At 58.7% G+C, this 19,728-nt stretch carries 21 protein-coding genes and 1 pseudogene; 9 read left to right on the top strand and 13 right to left on the bottom strand.

Annotated features, from left to right (window positions below; translation table 11 throughout):
* Positions 1 to 8: 8 nt before the first annotated feature.
* The 3 genes from SCLO_RS00215 to SCLO_RS00205 all read right to left on the bottom strand — a co-directional run bounded on the left by SCLO_RS00215 (position 9) and on the right by SCLO_RS00205 (position 4,218).
* Entirely contained in the window at positions 9 to 2,270 is a 2,262-nt protein-coding gene (locus tag SCLO_RS00215; protein WP_231923425.1) for a TonB-dependent siderophore receptor, read from the bottom strand.
* A gap of 330 nt (positions 2,271 to 2,600) precedes the next feature.
* Positions 2,601 to 3,566 carry a FecR family protein gene (locus tag SCLO_RS00210; RefSeq protein ID WP_066521924.1) on the bottom strand — a complete coding sequence of 322 codons (966 nt, stop codon included), beginning with the start codon at positions 3,564 to 3,566 and terminating at the stop codon, positions 2,601 to 2,603.
* A gap of 136 nt (positions 3,567 to 3,702) precedes the next feature.
* Positions 3,703 to 4,218 carry an RNA polymerase sigma factor gene (locus tag SCLO_RS00205; protein ID WP_066521919.1) on the bottom strand — a complete coding sequence of 172 codons (516 nt, stop codon included), beginning with the start codon at positions 4,216 to 4,218 and terminating at the stop codon, positions 3,703 to 3,705.
* 300 nt (positions 4,219 to 4,518) lie between these two features.
* On the opposite strand from SCLO_RS00205, the gene SCLO_RS00200 reads away from it, so the two are divergent.
* The 6 genes from SCLO_RS00200 to SCLO_RS00175 all read left to right on the top strand — a co-directional run bounded on the left by SCLO_RS00200 (position 4,519) and on the right by SCLO_RS00175 (position 9,715).
* Entirely contained in the window at positions 4,519 to 6,771 is a 2,253-nt protein-coding gene (locus tag SCLO_RS00200) for a TonB-dependent siderophore receptor (protein ID WP_066521917.1), read from the top strand.
* Between the two features lie 69 nt (positions 6,772 to 6,840).
* Positions 6,841 to 8,472, top strand: a complete 1,632-nt coding sequence (locus tag SCLO_RS00195) for a PepSY-associated TM helix domain-containing protein (RefSeq protein ID WP_066521915.1) — start codon at positions 6,841 to 6,843, stop codon at positions 8,470 to 8,472.
* Positions 8,469 to 8,771: an iron transporter gene (locus SCLO_RS00190; RefSeq protein WP_066521913.1), complete on the top strand. Its 303-nt coding sequence runs from the start codon at positions 8,469 to 8,471 to the stop codon at positions 8,769 to 8,771. Before SCLO_RS00195 ends, SCLO_RS00190 begins: the two co-directional genes overlap by 4 nt.
* Positions 8,768 to 9,046: a DUF3325 family protein gene (locus tag SCLO_RS00185; RefSeq protein WP_083949228.1), complete on the top strand. Its 279-nt coding sequence runs from the start codon at positions 8,768 to 8,770 to the stop codon at positions 9,044 to 9,046. The genes SCLO_RS00190 and SCLO_RS00185 overlap by 4 nt, the downstream gene beginning before the upstream one ends.
* Positions 9,043 to 9,309, top strand: a complete 267-nt coding sequence (locus SCLO_RS00180) for a hypothetical protein (protein WP_123905416.1) — start codon at positions 9,043 to 9,045, stop codon at positions 9,307 to 9,309. Before SCLO_RS00185 ends, SCLO_RS00180 begins: the two co-directional genes overlap by 4 nt.
* A 115-nt stretch (positions 9,310 to 9,424) precedes the next feature.
* Positions 9,425 to 9,715: a type II toxin-antitoxin system RelE/ParE family toxin gene (locus tag SCLO_RS00175; protein ID WP_096362187.1), complete on the top strand. Its 291-nt coding sequence runs from the start codon at positions 9,425 to 9,427 to the stop codon at positions 9,713 to 9,715.
* A gap of 20 nt (positions 9,716 to 9,735) precedes the next feature.
* On the opposite strand, the gene SCLO_RS00170 is transcribed toward SCLO_RS00175, so the two are convergent.
* Positions 9,736 to 10,572, bottom strand: a complete 837-nt coding sequence (locus SCLO_RS00170; protein WP_066522512.1) for an IS5 family transposase — start codon at positions 10,570 to 10,572, stop codon at positions 9,736 to 9,738.
* A gap of 113 nt (positions 10,573 to 10,685) precedes the next feature.
* Between SCLO_RS00170 and SCLO_RS00165 the strand changes: the two genes are divergently transcribed.
* Positions 10,686 to 10,940 (top strand): HigA family addiction module antitoxin, encoded by a 255-nt coding sequence (locus SCLO_RS00165; RefSeq protein WP_231923286.1) that lies wholly within the window; start codon positions 10,686 to 10,688, stop codon positions 10,938 to 10,940.
* A 152-nt stretch (positions 10,941 to 11,092) separates the two neighbouring features.
* Here SCLO_RS00165 and SCLO_RS00160 read toward each other — a convergent pair whose 3' ends face one another.
* The 3 genes from SCLO_RS00160 to SCLO_RS00150 all read right to left on the bottom strand — a co-directional run bounded on the left by SCLO_RS00160 (position 11,093) and on the right by SCLO_RS00150 (position 12,731).
* Positions 11,093 to 11,479, bottom strand: coding sequence for a DUF5615 family PIN-like protein (locus SCLO_RS00160; RefSeq protein WP_066522166.1), 387 nt, complete (start codon positions 11,477 to 11,479; stop codon positions 11,093 to 11,095).
* Positions 11,476 to 12,120, bottom strand: coding sequence for a DUF433 domain-containing protein (locus tag SCLO_RS00155; RefSeq protein WP_066522177.1), 645 nt, complete (start codon positions 12,118 to 12,120; stop codon positions 11,476 to 11,478). Before SCLO_RS00155 ends, SCLO_RS00160 begins: the two co-directional genes overlap by 4 nt.
* Before the next feature lie 137 nt (positions 12,121 to 12,257).
* Positions 12,258 to 12,731 (bottom strand): helix-turn-helix domain-containing protein, encoded by a 474-nt coding sequence (locus SCLO_RS00150; RefSeq protein WP_066522183.1) that lies wholly within the window; start codon positions 12,729 to 12,731, stop codon positions 12,258 to 12,260.
* 34 nt (positions 12,732 to 12,765) lie between these two features.
* Here SCLO_RS00150 and SCLO_RS23180 point away from each other — a divergent pair, with 34 nt between their 5' ends.
* Positions 12,766 to 13,260, top strand: a complete 495-nt coding sequence (locus SCLO_RS23180) for a hypothetical protein (protein WP_169800599.1) — start codon at positions 12,766 to 12,768, stop codon at positions 13,258 to 13,260.
* A 257-nt stretch (positions 13,261 to 13,517) separates the two neighbouring features.
* Here the strand turns inward: SCLO_RS23180 and SCLO_RS00145 are convergent, their stop codons facing one another.
* Complete coding sequence (locus SCLO_RS00145) at positions 13,518 to 14,327, bottom strand: IS5 family transposase (protein WP_066522184.1); 810 nt, start codon at positions 14,325 to 14,327, stop codon at positions 13,518 to 13,520.
* A gap of 44 nt (positions 14,328 to 14,371) precedes the next feature.
* Positions 14,372 to 15,172 (bottom strand): SDR family NAD(P)-dependent oxidoreductase, encoded by an 801-nt coding sequence (locus SCLO_RS00140; RefSeq protein WP_083949254.1) that lies wholly within the window; start codon positions 15,170 to 15,172, stop codon positions 14,372 to 14,374.
* Between the two features lie 243 nt (positions 15,173 to 15,415).
* On the opposite strand from SCLO_RS00140, the gene SCLO_RS23685 reads away from it, so the two are divergent.
* Positions 15,416 to 15,697, top strand: coding sequence for a hypothetical protein (locus tag SCLO_RS23685; protein ID WP_123905414.1), 282 nt, complete (start codon positions 15,416 to 15,418; stop codon positions 15,695 to 15,697).
* 638 nt (positions 15,698 to 16,335) lie between these two features.
* On the opposite strand, the gene SCLO_RS00135 is transcribed toward SCLO_RS23685, so the two are convergent.
* The 4 genes and pseudogenes from SCLO_RS00135 to SCLO_RS22735 all read right to left on the bottom strand — a co-directional run bounded on the left by SCLO_RS00135 (position 16,336) and on the right by SCLO_RS22735 (position 19,608).
* Complete coding sequence (locus tag SCLO_RS00135) at positions 16,336 to 16,626, bottom strand: DUF1330 domain-containing protein (RefSeq protein ID WP_066522187.1); 291 nt, start codon at positions 16,624 to 16,626, stop codon at positions 16,336 to 16,338.
* Positions 16,627 to 16,698: 72 nt separating this feature from the next.
* A complete protein-coding gene (locus SCLO_RS00130; protein ID WP_083949256.1) occupies positions 16,699 to 17,463 on the bottom strand; it encodes an SDR family NAD(P)-dependent oxidoreductase in 765 nt (254 codons plus the stop codon).
* Between the two features lie 261 nt (positions 17,464 to 17,724).
* Positions 17,725 to 18,470, bottom strand: a pseudogene (locus SCLO_RS00120) (IS5 family transposase).
* Positions 18,445 to 19,608 (bottom strand): cytochrome P450, encoded by a 1,164-nt coding sequence (locus SCLO_RS22735; RefSeq protein WP_123905413.1) that lies wholly within the window; start codon positions 19,606 to 19,608, stop codon positions 18,445 to 18,447. The pseudogene SCLO_RS00120 and the gene SCLO_RS22735 overlap by 26 nt, the downstream one beginning before the upstream one ends.
* Positions 19,609 to 19,728 lie beyond the last annotated feature (120 nt).

Raw genomic sequence — 19,728 nt, 5'->3', positions numbered from 1 at the left:
ACGACTGCTTAAAAGCGATAGCCCAGCGTCGCGACGATGGTGCGGCTGGCGCCATAGACGCAATTGTCGGGGCTGGTGCATATAGCGACGTAGCGCTTGTCGAACAGGTTGTTCGCATTGAGTTGCACCCGCCATTTGTCGAGGTCATAGTGGAGCGCGCCGTCGAAGACGGTGTAGGACGGCAACAGGACGGTGTTGGTGATGTTGCCGAAGCGCGACGCGACATAGCGGACGCCAGCGCCCAGGCCGAAGCCGGACAACGAACCCTTCTGGAAGGTGTAGTCGAGCCAAGCGTTCGCCATCGTCTTGGGCGCGCGATTGAGCCGGTTGCCCTGCGTGCCGGTATTGCTCTGGGTGACCTTCGTATCCATCCGCGTCGCCGATGCGGCGAGGTTGAGGCCCTGGGTCAGCGTGACAAGCCCTTCCAGCTCAATGCCGCGAACGCGGATTTCGCCGGTCTGGACGCTAAAGTCCTGGTAGAGGGGGTCATCGGTGACGACATTCTTCTGCGTGAGCTGATAGACCGACGCCGTCAGATAACTGCCCGAACCCATTGGCTGATATTTGACGCCGGCCTCATATTGTTCGCCGCGCGTGGGCTTGAACCGCGCCCCGCCACGCTCTGGCGCGTACGTGCCGGTGATCGGCTCGAACGAGCTCGAATAGCTGACATAGGGCGCAATGCCGTTGTCGAAGACATAGTTGAGGCCGGCGCGCCCCGTGAAGGCGTGATATTTTTCGGTCGAGGTGGTGCCGTCGAGCCGGTCGCGCGTCTTGTCGTCGGCCCAGTCGAAGCGGCCGCCGAGCGTCAGGACGAGCCGGTCGAACTTGATCTGGTCCTGCGCATAGACGCCCAATTGCTGCAGGCTGACCGTCGTCTTCAGGCGCGGAGCGGGCGGGTCGATCTTCAGCCCATAAACCGGGTTGAGAAGATCGAACGGCGTCACGTCCGCGCTGCCATATTCATAGCTGAGCCGTGACCAACGATAGTCCGCGCCGACCAAAAGCTGGTGCGTGATGGGGCCCGTCCCGAACAGGATCTGGAGGTTGTTGTCGGCGACGAGCGAGCGCATCCGCTCCTGCGACGACACGGAGCCGCGATCGATGCTGTGTCCGTCTGCGAGAAGACCGTAGCCGTTCAACGTGCGGTAATCGAGATCGTTGGCGAGGAACCGGACATTCTGCCGGAAAGTGACGGCGCTCCCCAGCTTCTGCTCGAAATTGTAGCCGATCGAATATTGGTTCTTCAGATAGCGGTTGTAAGCGGGCTCGCCGATGAACAGGTCGCGCGGGATCTGGCCGAAGACATCGCTGCGATAAAGCGTGCCCTCGGCCGGATACGGGACAGCCTGGGGCCCCAGATCCTCGCGTTGGAAATGCGTGAGCAGGGTAAATGAGGTTTCGGTAGACGGCGCCCAGGTGAAGGCTGGCGCGATGTAGTAACGGTCATCGCCGATATGGTCGATCTGGGTGCCGCTGTTCCGGACAAGGCCGGTAAGACGATAGAGGAACGTGCCGTCCTCATCGATCGGACCGGTGGTGTCGAACGATCCCTGGTAGCGGTCGAAATTGCCCAGCGTCAGATTGATTTCGTGCGATGCCTGCGCCTGCGGGCGCTTCGTGACCTGGTTGAGCAGACCGCCTGGGGGGCTTTGCCCGTAGAGCATGGAGGCTGGCCCTTTAAGCAGCTCGATCCGTTCCAGGCCGTAGGGCTCAACGCGTGCCGAGCCGAAGAAGCCGTCCGCGATGCGGGTGCCGTCGAGATAGACGTTGCCCATGGTCGAGAAGCCGCGGGTGAAGACGAAGCTCCAGCGCGGATCGCTGCCACCGAACGTGTCGAGCGCGCCGGCCGTGTAGGCCAGAGCATCGCCGATATTGGTAACGGCGCGCGCCGCCATCTGCTCGCTGGTGACGATCGAGACCGATTGCGGGTTCTCGAGCATCGTCGTGTCGGTCTTGGTGCCGGCCTCGCTGCGCGAAGCCGCATAACCGCGGGCTGGCCCGGTCGCGCTATAGGGCGCCGCGACATAACGCTGCTGCTCGCCTGCGCCTTCGACCCGGACCGGCCCGAGTTCGATCGCGCCGCCGCTCGATTGGGGCGCTCGCTCCAGGACCACCGAGCCGGTGGTGACGTAGCGGAAGGTGAGACCGGTGCCGGTGAGCAGGCGCGAGAGAGCTTCGCCAGCGCTCATGCTGCCCGAGACAGTCGAAGATGTCCGTCCGTCGACATCGGCGGGCTCGAATGCAATCTGCAGGCTTCCATCTCGCATAAGCTGGAGAAGCGCGTCGCGTAGCGGCTGTGCTGGAATGCTGAAGCCCCGCGCGCTGGCCTGCGGTGCATCGGGGGCGGACTGCGCGTAAGCCGCCGGAACCGAGAGAAACCAAAGTGCCGCGCCGGCGAGCATCAGGGATCGGCGCGTGGCCGCGCCGCGCGAAACCGCACGAGAATTCGAGTTCATAACAATCAACGCCCTTCAAATCGCCTGGGAACCGCCCCGCGCGGTCTCCGAAGAACGGCCTAATGAGAATGCAACTCAGTAAGCCTCCAATTGATTGACTGGCGGGAGATGCACTTTCCCAAAGGTGCCCAATAATTTTTCTCAGATTCCCCGGTTGGGCTGGATGATCCGAATGCCGCCGGGGAGCGTGGTCATCCGCAGGCCACGCATGCGGACGATGGTCTCAAGCGCCTCATCCGGCCGGGCGCTCAGGAACAGGCCGCTGACCGGCGGCGCCTTGCCGAAATCGCCGAAGGTCCACACCGGCGCATGCCGATAGCGCGCGATCTCGGCGAGCGCGGTCTCGATCGGCACTTTGTCGAACAACAACTCGCCCTTGCGCCAGGCGGCCACATAGGCCGCGGGCTGCGATGATAGCCGCACGAAGCCTTTCGCGTCGTAGCTTGCCCGGTCGCCGGCGCGCAGGATCGGACTGTCGGTATCGTTCGGCGCGTGGATGCGTACCGCACCATGGGTCACGCCGACTTCGACAATATGGCTTTCCCGGCGCACCTCGAAAGCTGTGCCGATGTCCCGCGTTTGCCCACCGGCCGCTTCGACGAGGAAAGGCCGGCTTTCATGACGGACGTCGAACCAGGCGCGCCCCGCCAGAAGGTGAACGACGCGCCTGTCGCCATCGAATGCCATGGAGATCGCAGATCCGCTGTCGAGCGACACGGTCGTACCGTCGGGCAGCGCGACCGATCGGACCGCGCCGACGGGCGCCTGATAGTCGGCGCGGAGGCCGATCAGGATCGACGGCATGAAGAATACTGCGGCGAAGCTCGCGGCCAACGCAACCGGTGCAGCCTGCATGATCCGTCGGCGCGGGAAGAACCGACGGGCGCCGGAAAGCGGCACCGGCTTCGAGGCCGGTTGGGCGAACGCTTCGGCAACGGCGGAGAGATCCTGCCAAAGTGCGCGTTCGCGTGCGAAGGCATGCTTGTGGCGCGGATTGGACGCCAGCCACGTCTCGAGTTCCACAATCTCGCTTTCGCTGATGTCCTTGGCGACAAGCCGCGCCACCCAATATTGCGCGCGGTCGCGAAGAGCGCGTTCTTCGCTCACGTCGTGATCATTCCGTTTGGACTCGGATGGGTCGGGCATCAAGTGAAGGACTCTCGGGCCAGCGACGGCGAAATGTCGCCCCTCTACGAATAAGACCGCGCTCGAAAGGCTTTTCCCAAGTTGCCCGCAAAATTAATCATATGAGGTCGCCTTCTCCGTCTCGGATGCGAGCAAGCAATGCGAGCGCACGGCGGAGATGATTTTCCACCGTGGTCGACGTTAAGCCGACCTGCTTTGCGGTCTCGCGCTGCGTCAGTCCTTCGAACCGGGTGAGCCTCATGATGGTGCGGGTCGGCTCCGGCAACGCCATGATCGCGGCATGGATGTGCTCAAGCGTGTCGCGGGATTCGACGATCCGCTCGGAACCCAAGTCATAGTCGACCCCCCATAGCAGCGCTTCAGCCCGCTCGGCGACGGTCGCCTCTTGCTGCTCGCCCTTCATGTGGTCGATTGCGGCGTTATGCGCGAGGCGGCGCAGATAGGCCCTCGGATTGACGATCGGCGGATCGTCGCGAACGCGCTGGGCCTTCAGCCACAGCTTTTGCGCGACGTCTTCTGCGCCATCGCGCCCGACCAATCGGCTTATCTGCCGAAGCAGCGATGGGCGCTCGGCAAGAAGAAGGCGTTGCAAGGCAAGGGTATTCGTCGGCATTGCGAAAGCGATCTAGCTAGATTGCGAACGTCTCGCAATTATAATCTAGTGGAAGAAGGCGCGAAGGCGTCGGTAGAGCTGCCCTGCGGAGCCGGTCATTCCAGCGCCTTGTCCCGGAGGCGGACGGCAGCTTTTGTCCGAATTGGTCGTTTGATGCTTACCAAGCAAACGTCGCGTTTTGGTCGGCTGCTGACCGGCAGCTGTGACAACGGTGCACGCGGCGCAGCGGCAAGCGTTTAAGTTAACGCCTATGGGAAAGCCTTCCCCTGCCGTCGAGCCCCTGACGGGTCTCGCCGGGCCGTGACCTCGATCAGCAACGATGATACGTCATACCCGCTCGCCGCTTCCCGTGTCACGATCGCTGAAAACGAGACCTCCGCGACCGCTGCCGCCAATCTCGCGAGCAACAGGGTGTCGGTCACGGCGGGCTCAGGGCGCGAGGCCAACGCCGGGCTCACGTCGAACCAGGTCAGCTATGCCGGTGTCGAGGGAGCAGCTGGCGCAGGAGGTGGCGGCTTTGCCTATACAAGCGATCCGGCCGCGACCGAGGGCACCGGCACCTACGCTGCCCAAGCCGTTACAATGTTCAAAGGCGCGAAATCGCTGCGAGAAATACCGCAGTCCGTATCGGTGATGACCCGCGAGCAAATGGACGATCAGGGTTTCGCCCGCACTGAGGACGCTCTGCGTCATATGGCCGGCGTACGTCTCGATGGCTTTCCCGATACCCGAAATATCAACGTTCGGGGTTTCAGAGCAGGCGAGCAGCTCGACGGTGTACCCATGCTCGCGACCGGCTTCAGCATGGATCCGGCGATTTACGACAGGCTGGAACTGGTGCGCGGTCCGTCCGGCCTGCTCACCGGATCCGGGGAGCCCGGCGGCTCGGTGAACTATGTCCGCAAGAGGCCGCTGGACCGCTTCGCGGTCGCGGCGAATCTGGCCGGAGGTTCCTGGAAGAACTTACGCGCGGAAGTGGATGTAAGCGGTCCGCTGAGCGACGATGGCGCGTTGCGAGGGCGTGTGGTGGGTGTGCTACACGACAGGGATTTCTACTATGACGTCGCGCATGAGCGGCGCAAGCTTGTCTGTGGCATTCTCGAATATGATCTCACGCAGCGCGACACGATCGCGGTTTCTGCGCTGGGTATGGAAAACGTCAATAATCGCAACTGGGGATTGCCGCGCTATTCCGACGGCACGCTGCCGGGGCGTACAGCATTCGTCGGCAGCAACGCACCCTCACCAGTGGAAACGCAAGAATATATAGCCGATTACCGCCACGATTTCGGCAACGACTGGAAATCGAAAATCACCTACACGCGTCGGAAAGTTGATTTTGTGCAGCGGTCGGTCTGGGGCGACTCCGCAGTCGACATCACCACCGGGCTTGGAGATGCATACGGGCTATATGCCCGTGACATCAACACCTACTCCGGTTGGGATGCGAATATCACCGGGCCGTTTGCACTGTTCGGTCGGACACATACGATTACCGCTGGCTACAACTGGTCAAAAAATTATCGCAATTACCGGGCTTACGATATGACCGTGTTCGAGGACGTACCTCTTCTGGATCAGCATAATTGGGGAAATGTGCTGGACGGCTCCAACCCCGGTAAGCGCTTCGAGATCACCAAGCAAAGCGGATTTTATGCATCGGGCAATTTTAAGCTGCTCGAACCGTTGACGCTGGTGCTTGGCGGCCGCTGGACCGACTATTCCTACAAGGTCCGCCAGCTTGGATCATCGCAATGGGTGAAACAGCCGCAGGCCGCCAATGGCAAGTTCACACCCTATGCGGGCCTGATCGCAGAGTTGACCCGGCAATGGTCACTCTACGGCAGCTATGCCAGTATCTTCGTGCCCCAAAGCGTCAAGGACTATGCGGGCAACATGCTTGATCCGCGCACGGGGGAACAATTTGAACTTGGAATGAAGGGTGCGATCATCGACGATAAGTTGAACGTATCGCTGGCCGTCTACCAGTTGCGTGACAAAAATCGTGCGATCACTGACGATGATCCAAGCCACATCTGCGCTGAAAATTGGAATCTTCTGTGTTCGAAAGCTGCGGGTAAAATTCAAAGCCGTGGCATCGAAGCCGAGATTTCCGGCACGCTGGCGCCGGGCCTGAATATTTCCGCCAGCTATACCTATAATCACACCAAATATCTGGAGGACAGCAATTCTGCCAATGTCGGGAAGACAGTTGAACCCTTCAAAAATCCGAAACACCTTTTCAAGCTGTGGGCACAGTATCAACCGGGTGAAAATGTGCTGGATGGCGCCCTCACCAAATGGACGTTCGGCACCGGCCTCATCGCGCAGAGTCATATCTACACGGATGACAGCGGGCCCCGTTACCAGCAGGCCGGGTATGTCATCGCCTCCGCCAAACTTGGATATCGCTTCAACGATCATTTTGATGCCGCACTCGACGTCGATAACCTGTTCGACCACGAATATATCGATCTGTTGGGCTACGATGGCTATTACAACTACTGGGGTGAGCCTCGCAGCTTCCGTCTGACGCTTCGGGCCAAATACTGACGGAAAGAAGGTGCCGGTCGGAATACCGAAAACCGGCACCTTTTACCGCATTGCAATAGTTACTTAACCATGAAACAAACATTTCGTCAATCGATGGCTTGGCTCCACACTTGGGCAGGACTGGTGGCTGGCTGGGTGCTGTTCTTCGTCTTCGTGACGGGGACGGCGGGTTATTTCCAGCAGGAGATTACCCGCTGGATGCAGCCCGAGCGTGTCGCCAATCCCGCCCCGGTCGAGACCGATCGCAATGTTCTCACAGACAAGGCCATGAAGCGGCTGGGCGAAGTCGCGCCCGTTGCGGCGAGCTGGCAGATCAGCTTTCCGTATCGGAATCCGGGGGACCGATCCTGGCAGGCCTTCTCGATCCGCTGGGAAGAGATGCCAATCGGAGGCCATGAATATGGCGACAGCAGCAGCGAGCGCCTGAACCCGATCACCGGCACGGTGCTGCCGCCTGATCCTGAGCCGCGCGAGACGGCTGGCGGCGGCGGCCTCTACAGCATGCATTATGCGCTGCATTATCTTCCCTATGACTGGGCGATCAGGATCGTCGGCATCGCCACGATGCTGATGCTGCTGGCGATCGTCAGCGGGGTCATCACCCACAAGAAGATTTTCAAGGACTTCTTCACCTTCCGGCCCGGAAAGGGCCAGCGCTCATGGCTGGACGCGCACAATGTCGTGAGCGTGATGGCGCTGCCCTTCTTCCTGATGATTACCTATAGCGGGCTGGTCTTCTACCTGTTCGCTTACATGCCTGCGGGCAAGGACGTGATCTACGGGACCGACCCGAAAACGAGCGGCGCTTATTATGACGAACTCTATGAAGGCGGCGAACACAAGCACGCGCCGACAGGTCGCCCAGTAGCTCCGCTCGCCCCGATGATCGATGCGGCCGCCAAGGCCTGGGGCATGGAGCAGATCGCCTCGCTCACCGTCGAGCGACACGAGGGCGAAGTGCCCGAAGTGGTGGTTTCCCATGTGCCGGTCGGCCTCACGCCTTACGATGCTGCAAAGCTGCGCTTCGATGCGAACACAGGCGCGCGTTTGCCCGACGAGCCCAATCCCGGCGGCGCACCCGGCGCGACGCAGAGCGTGCTCTACACCCTTCATGAAGGGAGCTATGCCGACATTTGGGGGCGGTGGGTCTATTTCGCGTCCGGCCTGCTCGGCTGCGGCATGATCGGCACCGGGCTTGTCCTGTGGACGGTGAAGCGGCGCCGCTTCCACCTCAATGAGGATCGCGGGAGCCAGGAGCATTTCGGGCTGAGGCTGGTCGAGAGCCTGAACGTCGCCACCATTGCGGGCCTGCCGCTGGCGGTGGCCGGCTTCTTCTGGGCCAATCGCCTGTTGCCCATCGGCATGATGGACCGGGCGGCGTGGGAATATCACAGCCTGTTCGCGCTGTGGCTGGGCACGTTCTTCTACGCCCTTGGCCGTCCGCTGCGCCGCGCGTGGATCGAACTTCTCTGGGCAAGTTGCTTTGCCTTTGCAGCTGTTCCTGTTCTCAATGCGTTGACCACCGAACGCGGCCTCCCGGCCTCGCTGGCGCAGGGTGACTGGGTGTTTGCCGGGTTCGACCTCACCATGCTGGGCCTCGCCGCGGCCTTCGCCTGCATGGCGCGAAAGGTGCAGCGGCGTCTGCGGTCCGTAGCACCCGCCCCGGCCCCGCAACCCGTGCTGCGGGAGGCGAAGATATGAGCAAAGGCAAATCCGTGTCGGCCAGCTATCGCTGGGCGGTTGCATTGCGGGTCGCGGGCGCCTTCCTTGGCGGCTATGCGCTGATTTCAGCCGCCACCGTGGTGCTGGCGCTGATCTGGCCGCTGCCCAAGGCGCAGGCCGTACTCTCGGCGACGATGCTGAGTTTCACCCTCTATACCGTCTTCATCCTCTGGGCTTTCCATGCGCGCAGCCTCCGCCGGGTCTGGGGCATCGCGCTGGGCGGGACGGCGATTCTGAGTCTGGCGGCATGGCTGCTGGGCGCGGGGGGCGCGGCATGAGCGGGCTACATCTTGCCATATTGGCGCTGAGCTTCCTCGGCTTCGTCGCGCTCGCCATCGGCACCGGGCGTTATGCTAAGCATCTGCTGCGCACCGTGCCCTCGCCTCAATGGCGAACGGCGGCAAGGGTCGGCGGCTGGCTGTTGCTTGCCGCCGCATTGGCGCTCGGTGTCACCGGGCTTGTGACCGCGGGTGAGCGCATGAAAACTACCCCATATAGCGCGCTGAGTGTCGCGCTGCTTCTGACCCGCAAGGATGAATGGCGGCGGATATGAGCTTCGACACCTTGGATACGCCTGCTCCAGACGAACGTTCCGGGACCACCGACCATGCCGGCTCAGCGGGCTGCCCCGCGCCGATGGCCACAGAGCCGGTCTGGCAACCCTCGACCCGCTATTCCGATCAGCCGATGAGTTTACAAACCCGTCTGTTCGGCACGGGCGGTGTTGCATTTATCGGATTGTTGATCGTCGGCGGCGCGCTGTTCACATGGACGACCTATCGGATAGCCCAGGGTCGAGGTCTGAATGTCCCATGATAGTTCTCCGATGGCCGGAATTGGCCAGCGCGAGTATAGTCCTCATGCCCGGCTACCTTAAGACAAGTGTCGCGCGACACTTGACGATCTCACATTGCTGCGCTATATCCCGGGAATGGAAATCGAAAGCATCAGGCACAAAGGCCTGCGCCGCTTCTTTGAGACGGGCAACACTAAAGGCCTGGTTGGGGATGCTGGGCGACTGCGCAAGATGCTCGCTTTCATCGACGCTGCGGAAAGCTTCGAAGAACTGTCAGTGCCTCCGAACTTCGGATTGCATGAGCTGACAGGCGATCGGAAGGGGATTTGGTCGATGACGGTTACGAGAAACTGGCGGATGACCTTCGGGTTGAATGACGAAGGCGCGCTAATCGATATGGATCTGGAGGATTATCATGGCGCTTGAGAGCCGGATTCGGAAGTTTCTCAATTCAGGCAAAGCCTTGCGGTTCTGCGCGTGAGCATGCGTATTGAGGCGATGAGGGCCCAAGCGGTGGACGAGGCGATGGATCGCTCCCAGTCTTTTGCGAGCCGACGACAGCGCCCGAGCCAGGCGAAAGTCCGTTCGACCACCCATCTGCGGGGCAGCACCTGAAAGCCTTTCGCCTTGTCCGATCGCTTGATGATTTCGATCGTCCATTTGCCCATGCCAGCCAAGGCGGATCGCAGCTTATCGCCTGCGTAACCGCCATCGGCAAAGATGTGTCGCAGCCAGGGAAACCGTTTGCGAATGGCTGCCAGCACATCGACGGCCCCATCTCGGTCCTGAATATCGGCGGCATGTACGAGGATGAAGATGAGGAAGCCGCAGGTGTCCGTCAGGATATGTCGCTTCCGGCCTTTCACCTTTTTGCCCGCGTCATAGCCCGAAATTTCACCACTTTCGGTGGTCTTGACCGATTGGCTGTCGATCACTCCGGCGCTGGGCGAAGCTTCACGCCCTTCGATTTCCCGCAGGTTCATGACCAGCACCGTGTTGATCGCGTCGAACAGACCGGCATCGCGCCAGGCATAGAAATAGCGCCGCACCGTCGATATCGGAGGAAAGCACTTCGGCAGAAGCCGCCACGCACACCCACTCGCCGCGATGTACAGCATCGCGTTCAAAACCTCGCGCATCTCGGTAGTCCGGGGACGGCCACCTCGCCTCGCCGGTGGAACGAAAGGCGCTGCCAGCGCCCACTCCGCGTCCGTCATATCCGATGGATATCGCAAACCTTCCCGACTATGCTCACGCCGGGCAATACCAGTCCATGCCACCATCCACTCCATCTTGTCGCAAAGAGGCGTGAATCACAACATGCTGGTATTGCTCAACAACTTTCGGATCGGGCTCTGAGAGGCACCCTTCGCTGGCCGTCCACGTTGGCGACTGGTTGAAGACGGAAATTGTGGAACCCGCGCAGGTTAGCGTGACGGCTTTGGCCCAGCATTTTGGCGTATCGAGGCAGGCCTTGAGCACCTTACTGAATGGCAATGCGAACCTGTCTGCCGATATGGCCATCCGGTTTGAGAAGGCCCTCGGCATCAAGGCCGACACTCTATTGCGGATGCAGACGACTTATGAGCTGGCCCAGGCCCGCGAGCATGAGCAGGATATTAAGGTTCAAAAGTTCGCTAGAGCAGCCTGAACCGCGAACATAGCCGCCGTTCGAGGCTCAAGCCCGAGCCTTCAAAACTTGCCTTACGTTCATCGATTAATGGGTGCGCCTGAGTGTCAATCCCCTGGCGTCGTCCCGACGCGCATCATATCAATCGAGAAACAAACTTGGGCCGGCGCGCGCTATGCCTCGTCGGAATCTGGCAGGCTGTATCGTTCGATCACCGCCTCACCATCCTCTATCCGGATTTCGATCGCCTCGTTTACGGGATCGCCTCCTTCGCGGAATTCATCGAGAACGATCTCCAGTAGTTCCCGTTGCTGGGCGGGCGGCACTTGCGGGACGATGATGACGAGACCAGCGTGAAGTGGCTGCTGCGCATAGAGTCGGCGAAAGTCCGCAGCATTGTTGGTGACGAACGTGAAGTCATTGCCGATGATGCGGGGCATCAGGTCCCAATCGGCCTCGCCGCTGAGTCCGAGCCAGTTTATGTGGCTGGCCTGATGCCCACGCGCCACCGCTACCGCGACGAGCGAGGTATGCAGACATTCATCGATCAGCAGATTCACCCGGCTGTGCCCGTCCCGGTTGCCCGAGGATCCCGCCTCAGCGTGGTGCGCCTGACGGACTTTAGCTTGAAACCGCGATCCTTGAGCGACTTCGGCCGTCCCCGGCGGGGATGTGCCGAAACCCATATCGTCGCCAGTGTGAGCTGGCGCTCGCCGAGCCTGGGATAACCCTCCAGTATCTCCGCGGCGTCCGTGCCCTCGGTGAGCATAGACGCAATCAGCCGAACCGGAATACGCGTTCCCCTGAAGACGGGCTCCCCGCCCATCACCTCTTTGTCCTGGCTTACCATCGCTTCCGCCGCTTCGAGATCACGCGTGCGCGCAGCGATCTGCTTGCGCGCCTCACCAACGTCAATGATCAGAAGATCGTCGGCTTTCACGGTCCTCGCCTTCGGTTGCTGGCGGATCGCGTCGAACAGCCGTTCGCGCCGTTCCTGGGACAGAATATCACCTACCTTGTACCAGAGCTTCACGCGCAGCAGATCGTCCACCGTCAGCGCTCGTCGTGCCGATCCGGCACCAGGAGCGGGCTTGGCGGCCTTGACGATCTGCTTGTCGATTGCGTTGTTGACGGCTTTCACTCCGATGCCGGTGACGGCAGCAGCTTCGCTTGGCGTAAAGAGGCGAGCGGTGGCAGGCATAAAACATCTCCGTGAGGAGAATATATATAGCGCCGCGCCGGTTTCGTAAAGAACAGTCTGCGGCTACGCTTCAAATCCGCCTGCGTTTAGTGCAGAGGCCCGATCTCTCCGTCACTGTCATCAGTTTCCCACAATCGCTAAAGCCGGTTGCGGATGGTTTGCGCCATCGTGCTCATACTTGTGCCGAAATCCTTAGCCAGCTGGCGCACACTGGTTCCGGCGCGTCTGCGCATTATGATCTCGTCCGCTTGGGGGTGCCTCGTGATATACCGCTTTGATTTCGGGTTCAGGCGCTTGTCATTCTCCCACTCATGCAGAACGACGATCACGTCAGGCCGGATATATCCCCGGGCGCGATAGGAGCGCAGGTTCGAGGCTTCAGGCCAGGGTACGGCCCCCATTTTCAACAGACCAAATTCCTTCTGGTTCGGCAACAGGAACAGGTTCGCGGGCGCATGATTGTCGTTGTTGCCGTCCAGGCAAATCACGACCTCGTTCCGTTTGAGCCGCCGGCCAATGACGCGTTCGACGACAAGCCGATGCTCGCCATTATATTTCGCGGCATAGCCCTCGCGGTCGATCCTGCGAAACCTCCGCCCGTTCTGCTGCACGACACCGCCCCGCCAGCCCGGTGATCGATCGCGGATGAAATATGAACTCGAGCATCCGCGTGAGCACGAAATCACGTCGGAACGCGATCGCGAAACAGTGAACGGCTCGCCGCAATTGACGCATGTTTTGGTGATGCCCTTCGACCTGCGATGCTTATGGAGACAGGAAGTGGAGCAGAACCGCAGGACTGCTTTTTTAGCGGGAGCGTCAAACGACTTCCCGCAGTTGGCGCAAGACGCACTCCTTCGCGTCGGACTCTACTCAAAATCGGTCACATTCCAGGGGCGCACGTCAACACCCTTCGGCGGCCCTGAGGGCGACCCCGGAGCCGGTGGCCGCGCCGATCGCATTCAACCGGGTCGATGGCGTATGAAAAGTGGAGCGTTTCTCGGACGGGTTAACCAAATAGGGGGAAGCCTATGCTATCACGCCTCCAATACGGGGGTTGATAGCATGATGGAACGACGAACATTTCTGGCTTCGGCCATGATGATCTCCTTGGCGACTGCCCCGGGGCGGCTGCGATGACCGCTGGAAGGACTACAGCTATAAAATGACCGTCTGGGTCGGGGACAAGCCCTTCTCCACCGTCCGCCATGTCGAGGTGACGGAAGGGGCGACCATTCAGGACAGTTCCGGTCGGCGGGTCGACTATCGCGCTGAGGGTGAGGCCGTAATCATCGACACGCCTACAGGACCGGTTTTCGCGGTGATGACACCCGCCGAAGGGCAGTTTGGATTTGGACGATATGGAGCGCACATACCAGAACCTGCCCTAGAGTCTGTTATGAACCTGCGGCGATTGCGGCGGCCTGTTTGATCATGATGGATGCGAAGGCGCCCACGTGGAGGCCGGCGAGTGTTTGTGGGTATCGCTCGTAATCTTTGACGAGGCGGCGGAAGCGGGTTGCCCATGCGAACGACCGTTCGACGACCCGGCGCCGCGGCAAGAGGACGAAGCCGCGTTTGGCTTGGGGTAGTTTGATGACCTCCAGAGTGATGCCGTGCCTGGCTGCGGCATCGGCCGCCCGCGCGCCGGTATAGCCCTGATCGACCCGGGCAATGTCGACATGATCGCCGGTGACAATCTGGATGGTGCGGGTGCGTCGGTCGACTTCACCACGATCTTCGGCGCTGGCTGGTGTCACATGGAGCGCGAGCAGATGGCCCAGTGTGTCGACTGCCATGTGGATTTTCGAGCCCTTCTTGCGCTTGCCGCCGTCATAGCCGGCGCGCTCGCCACTCCCGGGCGTGGAACGCAGCGTCCGGCTGTCGATGATCGCCGCCGTGGGTTCCGCCGGTCGCCCCGCCGCCAGGCGGAGCACCGCGCGCAAATCGTCCACCAGCGCCTCGAAGCAGCCCGCCGCCAGCCACCGCTGTGTCTGCTGGCACACCGCCGCCCAGGGCGGCAGATCGTTCGGCATCCACCGCCACGGCGCGCCCGTCTTCACGATATACCGCGGGCCATTGAACACCTCGCCAAGGCTGTGTTCCCGCTGCCCGGCATCTTCAAGATGCAGCGTCAGATACGGTACGATCAGCGACCTTTCCTCATCGGATACGTCGGATGGATAAGGCTTGCGATGAAAATCCATGCAAGCCTTTGAATCTATTCAGACGCACAAGTCCATAACAGCCTCTAGACAGACGGTGACGCCCCGCCATCCACACGGATATTCGCACCTGTCACGAAATCCGCAAGTGGACTGCTCAAGAATGCTACCATATTCCCAATATCGGCGGGCGTTCCCAAGCGAGATACCGCCTGGCGCATAACATTCTCCACAACATATTGAACGGTGCGGTCGCGGTCATCACCAAACCCATGCGCATCGGCAGTGCGTGCAAAGAAATCATCCAGCATGGGGGTGTCAATCATTCCTCCGGAAACCGTATTAACGGTCACGCCCGTAAACTTCAGTGACTTTGACAGTCCAAAGCTGACGCTAGCCAATGCTGCTTTGGCAGATGCGTAACCCGGGCTGACACCTGATAGACCCGCCGTACTTCCAATCTGCACCAGCCTACCCCAACCTCGTTCGACCATCGGCGGGGAGAGGCGATGAACTAAGCGGACCGTTGTTCCAACGTTTAGATTATAGGTATCGAGCCAATCTATAACCGGCATAGCAAACCAGTCGTGGACGGGGTTTTGCGTACCGCCGGCATTGTTAACCAGGATATCAATTCCACCGAATGCTGCTAACGCTTCCGAAGCAACGGCATCTGCACCTTCGTCAGTTGTCAAGTCGCCGAGTGCAATCGCCACTTCACCGCCTCGCTGTCGGAGATCATTTGCAACAACCTCCGCGCGTTGACGGTCGCGACCATGTATCACAACCGAAGCTCCACAACGGGCAAGGGCTTCGGCAATGCCTATACCGATTCCGCTCGTGCTCCCAGAAATGAGCGCGCGCTTACCACTTAACATGAAATCCATATATTCCCGATCTCTGCGTCACCGAATAAATATCAAACCCCCGACCGCCGGCCAGAGAATTAGCCAGGTATAGTACCAGATAACAGCCATATATCCCGGCACCAGCGTGCAGAACCAGAACTCTTACGCCGTCTATCCAGTTAAAAAAGCGAGAACCAAAAGCTAAGATCATGGCCCCGGATATCAAGACCACCGACGCTCCGTCTGCTTCATTTAATCTGAGACCTTCCCAGTGAAAGACGGATGCGCACGGAAAAATTTTTGGAACTGCGCGATGCTATCATCGCACGATTTCGCACCTTGTCCAGGACTGAGCGCGAGACATATGAATTGACCTGTGGACTGTTCATGATCTATCTTGCCCTTCCAAGGATTTATGAGCCGGGTCGAGGTTTCAATGCTCAAATATGGCCTGATCGGATTGTCAATCCATCAAGCCTAATTGACCACAGCATCAAGGTCGTCAATGTTGATTGGCTACCAGATTACACAGTCTATATCCGGAGCTATCGAAACGGTCCGTGACACTCCGATCTTCTATCGCACCTGAAAGATGAGACAAATATGGCTGCATTTGCTCCGGTGTCACCCAAACGCCACCACAATCCAATTTTGTAATTTACAAACTTATGCCGGCCATCCGAAGCTGCCCAATGCAGACGATCTGCTTACGCGCAAATGACCCGGCTTGAGAATTCCGCAACGGCCAGCTCGTGCAGTTTGATAATAAAGGAATAGCAGTAGACCGCAGCCGCGCTCCAACCCAAGACTTACGCCAGCAATCATGGCGACCTCGCCATCGAGCCTGAATTGTATCGATAGCTCCTATCCAAGGCAATCTGTGGAAACCCCAAAGCGGCGCGCAAGAGCAAGAATGTAAAAAGTGACTATTCACGAACGCTTGCAAAAGCTCGCCATCGGCAACAGGCTTTAGATGGCTCAATCCATGGCGACCAAGACTGCCTCAAGCCATTAGAAATCGACACCAAGTATCGCAAGAATCCCCACTGATGCCGCCAAAATCGCTACCTATTAGAAGGAGCACGCCTTCCAATTGCACGGCAGGATCAAAGCCTGATCATCACTGCACCGCAAAATCCCCAATGAGAATGAAGTCAGTCTCGGCCGGCTTCTAATGCACCGGCACGATCAACATCAGGTTTTCAATGCCCTTTCATCAGCATTATAAACTTTGTGTCGGATGACTCCCTCCTGTAATGAAGAATCTTCTGATATTCTTCGGATTTGAAAAATCTCTCGAATTCCGCCTGGGATTCAAATTTCACGATTGAAAGATGATTGGCCGGTTGCGTCCCCTCATAGACAACCGGATTACCGTCGCCAGAAACGATCTCAACGTTATAGCCCGCAAGGATCTCACGAGCACCGTCGCCATAGAGCTTGTATGTTTCGCTGTCCGCTACTTCGATCGCCAGAACTATATATACCGCCACGTCACACTCCTCATCCAGATCTAGCCAAAATGGTTGTTTATCTGCTGCATCGCCGTCAATATTTCAATACGCTTAGCATGCGAGATAGCCCCCGTCGACCATTACCTCGGAACCTGTCATATAAGACGAGTAATCAGACGCGAGAAACGCAACGACGTTTGCTACCTCAGATGGTTCGCCCGGACGCGCCATTAACGTACGGCCGATTGCCCATGACCTTAGTGAAGGATCTTCCAGGACGGCAGCCGCACGCGGCGTTGACATAGTCCCAGGGTGAACGGAATTCGCGCGAATATTGAAACGGACATAGTCATGAGCAACTGCTTTTGTTAGAAGCCTGATTCCGCCCTTGGAGGCGGCATATGCAGCCTGCCCTTCCATATTTGCCACGACACCAGCGTTCGAAGAGATGTTGATGATTGAGCCACCACCAGCTCGCTTCATTAAGGGCAAGATCATCTTGCAGCCGAGGAAGGTTCCTCGGAGATTGATAGATATTACCCGGTCGAAGAACGCCGACTCCATTGTTTCTAAAGGCTCAAACTCCATAATTGCAGCATTGTTGACTAGGATATCGACCTTGCCAAATGATGCGTCAATATCTTTCAGCAATATTGTCCACTCATCTTCATTAGAAACGTCATGCCGGCAATATTTTGCATAATAGCCGGAACGAGAAACCTCTGCCGTCAACCGTTTCCCCAGATCTTCATTGACATCAGTTGCAATGACTTGAGCTCCTGCTTCCGCAAGCACTTTAGAGCATGCAGCGCCTAGGCCTTGGGCAGCCCCGGTGATCACTGCCACTTTTCCTGCAAGAAAATTCTCACCCAGCATTCGCACCTCGATCTATCAGTTCACAAAATCTCAAAGTCATCCATTGTCGATGCACCGATTTTACGGCCCGGAGTGAAAGTTGCCGGGATAGAAATCCAGCCATTAACGACGCCTACCGATTGGTACCGTTCTGCAGCCTCGTGGTTCACCTCGTAATCGGGCATTCTGTTCAACACTTCTCTGACCATGCATTCGAACATCATGCGCGCTTGAAAGGATCCCACGCAGCGATGCATACCGGCTCCAAATCCGATATGTCGATTAGGTTTCGTGGACAAAGGGTATCCAGAGTTTGACTGACACGAGCGCTACGAAGCCGAGGTATGATTCTTTGGTTTTATCGTAGCGGGTCGCGATGCGCCGCCAGTTCTTGAGTTTGTTGAACAGGCGTTCGATCAGGTTGCGCCATTTGTATTTCGCGCGGTCGTGCGGGGCGGGATTGCGCCGGTTGACCTTGGCAGGGATCACCGCCTCGACACCCGCCGCCTCGATCTCTTCGCGGATCGCATCGGCATCGTAGCCCCGGTCGGCCAGGAAGGCCTTGATCCGGTCGGTTATCATACGGAACAGTGGGGCGAAGCCCTGCACATCGTGCGCCTGTCCGGGTGTCAGCACGAAGCCGAGGGGGAGGCCCCTGGCATCGCACCTTGCGTGGAGCTTCGTCGTGAAGCCGCCTCGCGATCGGCCAAGCGCCTCGGTTTGCTGAGTCCCCTTTTTATGCCGACGGCACAATGATGTGCCCGGACCACCGTGCTGTCGATCATGTCGGCGGCCGCGTCGCGCCCCGCCAGTTCGGCCAGCGTCTCGAGCATGGCATCGAACACGCCGGTCGTGACCCATCGTCGATAGCGCCGGAACACGCTGTTCCACTTGCCATACTCGTCCGGCAGGTGCCGCCATTGCGCGCCGGTCCGCGCAATCCACATCATGCCCTCGAAATAAGGGCGATTATCCTGCGCCGGGCGGCATCCACGACCGTGCTCAGGCGGCAGCAGCGGCCCGATCACTTCCCATTCTTCGTCCGTAACGCCGATCCGCTCGCCCAAGGCTGCCTCCAAAAGCCAGCCTTGAATCAGCGACCGAGTCCCCAGTCAAGCTTTGTCCACGAAACCTAGGAAATCGACGGACATTGATTTCATCAGCATCATGGAAAATGCTCTCGTCCCTATTTCCGGACGCATAAGCCAAATAGATTCGCTCACCCTGCCCTATAAACCGGCCCTGAACTTCCGCATCCATGGCGGCGTTACGAGCCAACCCATGGATCGGAGAAAAGAATCGTACAAATTCCTCTCTGGCAACCGGAAGCTTGTCTGGATTTTCAATAAGATACCGTCTCTCGTCTGGACATTCGGACAGATACATGAGCGCGTTCGCAGTCAACGCTGTCGTGGTATCGACCCCACCAATGATTACGTTGAGCGCGATGCTCCATATAGTCGCTCGATCCAGCTTCTTATTGTCGATCTCTCCATGCGCCAGGTGGGATAGCAAATCATCCTGTGGATTTGTTCGCCGCTTCTCAATTTCCTCCTCGATGCGCGTTCGAATCCAGTCCCAACCCTTTACTGCTTCAAGAAAGTCCGGGTGTTCTTTCGGCGTATACATCATACGATGAAGAGGATCAGCAAATTCCCGCCATTCACCAAGTGGCAATCCAAAAAGATCCATTGTGGAAAGCGCAGGCAGAGGATTGGTCAAATCGTCAACAATATCAAATTTGCCCGCTTCGATTACACGATCAATCAAAAATGTAGTCAACTGCTCGGTACGCCGTCGTCTGCTTTCGACCGCCTTGGGAGCAAAACGGCGGTTCAGGAAACTCCTAAAGCCGCCCCACTCCGGCGGATCAGTTTCATCCGGTATGCCTCTCGGTGTCGGCATCGGCGGGATCGATAGCCCTCCCACGACAGCACCTGTTGCTGGATCAAATTCTTTGTGAGACGTAAATACGCCGGAATTCTGCGCGATGTCGACTATGTCTTGGTATCTAGAAGCCACCCAGTATCCGCCATGGCTCTCCGTCCAAGCAAGCGGACAACGAGATCGAAGCGTCTTAAATTCCTCCGGCCAGTTTAACGCGTGCGACAATGACTCGTGGTCAAAATCCACAGAAAATTCCGGCCTGTTAGATCTATTTTGCATATCCATAACTCCAGATGCGTCTAATCACAGGCTAGAGCACCTAAACTGTACCTATCACACACTCTTTCCCATCTGAATTTACCGTATGTATAACGCCTAATTTCCGACGGAATAAAATAT

This window comes from Sphingobium cloacae (genome assembly GCF_002355855.1).
GTDB classification, from domain to species: domain Bacteria; phylum Pseudomonadota; class Alphaproteobacteria; order Sphingomonadales; family Sphingomonadaceae; genus Sphingobium; species Sphingobium cloacae.
This window is presented reverse-complemented; position numbering and strand designations above follow the sequence as displayed.

Coding starts and splice junctions, on each gene's coding strand:
- SCLO_RS00185 (WP_083949228.1), top strand. CDS start 8,768: ATGAGCGGGCTACATCTTGCCATATTGGCGCTGAGCTTCCTCGGCTTC.
- SCLO_RS00205 (WP_066521919.1), bottom strand. CDS start 4,218: ATGCCGACGAATACCCTTGCCTTGCAACGCCTTCTTCTTGCCGAGCGC.
- SCLO_RS00195 (WP_066521915.1), top strand. CDS start 6,841: ATGAAACAAACATTTCGTCAATCGATGGCTTGGCTCCACACTTGGGCA.
- SCLO_RS00140 (WP_083949254.1), bottom strand. CDS start 15,172: ATGGATTTCATGTTAAGTGGTAAGCGCGCGCTCATTTCTGGGAGCACG.
- SCLO_RS22735 (WP_123905413.1), bottom strand. CDS start 19,608: ATGCAAAATAGATCTAACAGGCCGGAATTTTCTGTGGATTTTGACCAC.
- SCLO_RS00155 (WP_066522177.1), bottom strand. CDS start 12,120: ATGCCTGCCACCGCTCGCCTCTTTACGCCAAGCGAAGCTGCTGCCGTC.
- SCLO_RS23685 (WP_123905414.1), top strand. CDS start 15,416: ATGCGCACGGAAAAATTTTTGGAACTGCGCGATGCTATCATCGCACGA.
- SCLO_RS00170 (WP_066522512.1), bottom strand. CDS start 10,572: ATGGTGGCATGGACTGGTATTGCCCGGCGTGAGCATAGTCGGGAAGGT.
- SCLO_RS00215 (WP_231923425.1), bottom strand. CDS start 2,270: ATGCGAGATGGAAGCCTGCAGATTGCATTCGAGCCCGCCGATGTCGAC.
- SCLO_RS00190 (WP_066521913.1), top strand. CDS start 8,469: ATGAGCAAAGGCAAATCCGTGTCGGCCAGCTATCGCTGGGCGGTTGCA.
- SCLO_RS23180 (WP_169800599.1), top strand. CDS start 12,766: ATGAAATATGAACTCGAGCATCCGCGTGAGCACGAAATCACGTCGGAA.
- SCLO_RS00145 (WP_066522184.1), bottom strand. CDS start 14,327: ATGGATTTTCATCGCAAGCCTTATCCATCCGACGTATCCGATGAGGAA.
- SCLO_RS00180 (WP_123905416.1), top strand. CDS start 9,043: ATGAGCTTCGACACCTTGGATACGCCTGCTCCAGACGAACGTTCCGGG.
- SCLO_RS00175 (WP_096362187.1), top strand. CDS start 9,425: ATGGAAATCGAAAGCATCAGGCACAAAGGCCTGCGCCGCTTCTTTGAG.
- SCLO_RS00130 (WP_083949256.1), bottom strand. CDS start 17,463: ATGCTGGGTGAGAATTTTCTTGCAGGAAAAGTGGCAGTGATCACCGGG.